General features: G+C 55.3%; 2 protein-coding genes. One reads left to right on the top strand and one right to left on the bottom strand.

The features are described 5' to 3' along the window. Positions 1–669, top strand: a 669-nt coding sequence (locus Q8Q07_02690; protein MDP3879199.1) for an aldehyde ferredoxin oxidoreductase C-terminal domain-containing protein, incomplete at its 5' end; no start/stop codon positions are given. 237 nt (positions 670–906) lie between these two features. Here Q8Q07_02690 and Q8Q07_02685 read toward each other — a convergent pair. Next, positions 907–3078: an OmcA/MtrC family decaheme c-type cytochrome gene (locus Q8Q07_02685; protein ID MDP3879198.1), complete on the bottom strand. Its 2172-nt coding sequence runs from the start codon at positions 3076–3078 to the stop codon at positions 907–909. Positions 3079–3215 lie beyond the last annotated feature (137 nt).

Genomic DNA, 3215 nt, shown 5'->3' with positions numbered 1-3215 from the left:
GGCGCTGAAGAATACGCTAATCATGTCAGAAAGCTGGAAACCCGGGGCATGACCATGCATCAGGTCGCGGCAGCGAAAGCTTATATCCTGAGCGACCGCCAGGATAATACCAGATATGGCGGGGGCGGTCCCGATGAACGTGAACAGCCTCGCAGAGCTACGGACTATGACGATTATGTCGACCCGGTCAACCGAACCTATCCGCCGGAGTGGAAAGAATACCTGGACCTGCCTCACTGTAATTATACCCTGGCGGATTGCCTCGGCTTCTGTATTTTCTGGATAGGTTTCAAGCCCTTCACCCCGATACGGAGGTGGGATGAGGCAGAGTTATATTCTTACGCTACCGGAGTTGCTTTAGACTACGCCGAGGTGGAAAAAGGTACCCGCCGGGCAAGGGCTCTAATCCGAGCTTATAATGCGATCCTGGGAGAAAGAATGCGGGCGGATGACCTGCCGGCCAAGTTCTTTGCTGGGATAGGACCTATTCCGGCAATGAGTCGCGATGCTCTCAGTAAGGCGATAGATAGCGCCAATAAGGCGATGGGATATAACGTTGAAGGCATCCCGACAAGGGAAGCTTTGGAGGAGATCGGGCTGGATTACGTTGCGGAGGAACTGGAGCAAAGAGGGATTTTATCCCAGCCAGTTTCTACCCCCGCGGTATAAATAAGATAGCCGTAGTAAGTAAATCGGAAGGGAGGTCCTCAGGGTACCCCCCTTCTCTCTATTTTTGTCACAAAGTCCGTGCCGTGGGGTATCCTCTTTGATTTTGACTACCTTACCTTAATGAATGTCGGCTGCAATGTACGATGATCAGCGTGAAAGAGGTATAGTGAGGACGGGTAGATTTTAAGATATAAAACAGTTAAGAGGCTCCTCCGGCGGAGGAGCCTCTTATTTTGTTTATCGGAGTCCGGGGTGCACCTTGTTTACGTCAAAGTCTCTGCCCGGCCCGTGACAGGTGGCGCAAGCCTCACCAAAAGTTGTTGTCATGGTCGAGGCATGAGCCGATGCGCTCTTAGAGTCGTGGCAGCCCAGACAGGCTGCGGCGGCCGGTCCCAGCGGGGAGTAGAATTCGCGAGGCGCCAGGGTATTGGCGGCAGTTTCCGGCAACGGCAGCTTATAGGAATCTCCCACGTGGCACTTGGCGCAGTTGGTCAGGTCGCCAGGAAAGCCAATCTCATTGAAGTTGAAAACGCCGCGGGTTCGGTAAATCGTGAAGTCACGGGTCAACTCCTCGCCGGAGTGTACCCGATGGATCAGCAGCTTGAAGTTGATGGACTGCGGGTCTATGTCGTAAGGGCCACCAAATCTTTCCGGAGTACGGTCGGGGACGTCCACAGTAGCCGGATTGTGACAGAACTGGCAGTACTCGGCGGTATTCTTCCGTCCGCCGCCGTGGAAAGCTATCTCCTGATGACAGGTGTTACAGTTCTCCGTGGCTACTACCTGCCGCCTGGGGACGGCTACCGTATCCGTGACCGGAACATAGACCACCGGGTTATAAGAAGCTCCATTCACATCTACCGAGGCACCTTCGTTTCCGATGATGGTTTCCAGCCGCCGGGCCTCCATACCTATGGCATAGGTACCGGTGGCGTCAGCCGGGATGGCGAGAGTGAGAGTATAAGTGTAGGTACCGCCCGAACCGGTTACGTTGTCCAGTACCACAGCTTCCGTAGTCGGCGGGTTCAGGTAGTCGGTAGTTGGCCCGTTCACGTTGAACCTCACCGATGTCAATTCTGATATTGCCAGGGCGTTGCCGGCGTCATCCTTGGCGCTAAATACTACAGTCGGATTCTGTCCCGGTCCCGTGTCAGTAACGCTGACTATCTCCACGTTCACACCTTTAAGCTGCCTGGACTGGAGTGGAATAGTGTGGGCACCGACTACTGAGGCATCGAACTCCTTGCCGCTGTCAGCCACGTGACAGGACTTGCACAGGGTATCATTGGTCTGGGGTCCACCGGGATGGTCCCGCCTATCAGTAATGGTTGACCTACCGGTTTCCCAATCGATGAAGTCGTGGCAAGCGCCGCAAGCCGCCCGGCTGGGTGATGTCTTCCAGTTATCGGCGTTGGGCGCCAGTGTGGCGTAGGTCTCCGCCTCCATCCCTTTCGGGGGTGCGCCGTGACAGGTGGTACAGTTGCGGATATCCTGGGGAAGATATACCTCGCTATAGTCATTGACGCTCTGCCGGAAACCTACAATCAGGTAGTCCTCACCATTCTGAACACCGGGCAGGTTGGCGCCCCGGTGTATCTTGTGTACCATCTCCTTGAAAAGGACGGCATTGCCGGTTTCGGGATCATAATTTTGAGAGGTGTGGCAGGTGATACAGAGCGCCGGGTCCTGGCGCGAGCCGCCGTGGGCAGCCAACGGGTCATGACACTGGTTACATGATTCCTTTATCACCACCTGCCGGGTCAAGTTTACGGCTCCACCGGCGGGAACAAAGTCCAGGGTGGGGTTAGCTACAAAGGCGCGGGTGGCGCGGGTTATTTGCCCGCCTACCCGGTGGGTAGTGTTCCGGTCATAGCCTTCCGGGAGGACGGTTGAGAAGGTATAGGTAAAGGTACCGTTACCCAAGTCACTGAAAGCAGGGTGGGCGGCGGGGAAAGCCGGGGTGGCGGCCCGGGGGTCAAAGGCTGGGCGACCTGTCACCTCGGCAAGGGCAGGTTGTACCGTCCTTCCTTCAAAGGTATAAGGATTCCCCTTAACATCACTTACAGTGTAGGCTACATACTGTGTGAGGCTGGTAGCGGGGTCTTCCTCAATATAGGAGAGGATAAAGCTGGGATAACCGTCCAGGTCAGCTATCTTGAGAGGCTTATCTTTAGCATCCGTGATGGTGAAGGTGACCACCGGTTTGCGGTCAGCTCCAATATCCACTTTGGTAATTGCGGCTTTCAGCCCGGCTCCGGGGGGAATCGGGGCGGGTGCTCCCTGTGGCCCCGGTGCTCCCTGTGCTCCTGGCGTTCCCGGAGGTCCCGCCGGCCCCCCTGCTCCCTGACAACCAGCAGCCAAGAGCGAAAGCCCTGCCAGTAAGAACGCTCCCAGGATAACCTTTTTCATGTCGTGATTCCTCCGTTATTGAAAATAATTGAAAATACAGGGAAGCCCCGCACCACCTGTTGACTGAAGTCGTAGAATAATCAGCACCTTAAAATAATTATGGTATGCTAACATAATTTATTATCCCCTGTCAATAC

The sequence above is a fragment of the Dehalococcoidales bacterium genome (assembly GCA_030698765.1).
In the GTDB taxonomy this organism is placed as follows: Bacteria; Chloroflexota; Dehalococcoidia; order Dehalococcoidales; family UBA2162; genus JAUYMF01.
This window is presented reverse-complemented; position numbering and strand designations above follow the sequence as displayed.

Bases quoted from the DNA above. Each gene is read 5' to 3' on its own strand.
- Q8Q07_02685 (MDP3879198.1), bottom strand. From the start codon at position 3,078: ATGAAAAAGGTTATCCTGGGAGCGTTCTTACTGGCAGGGCTTTCGCTC.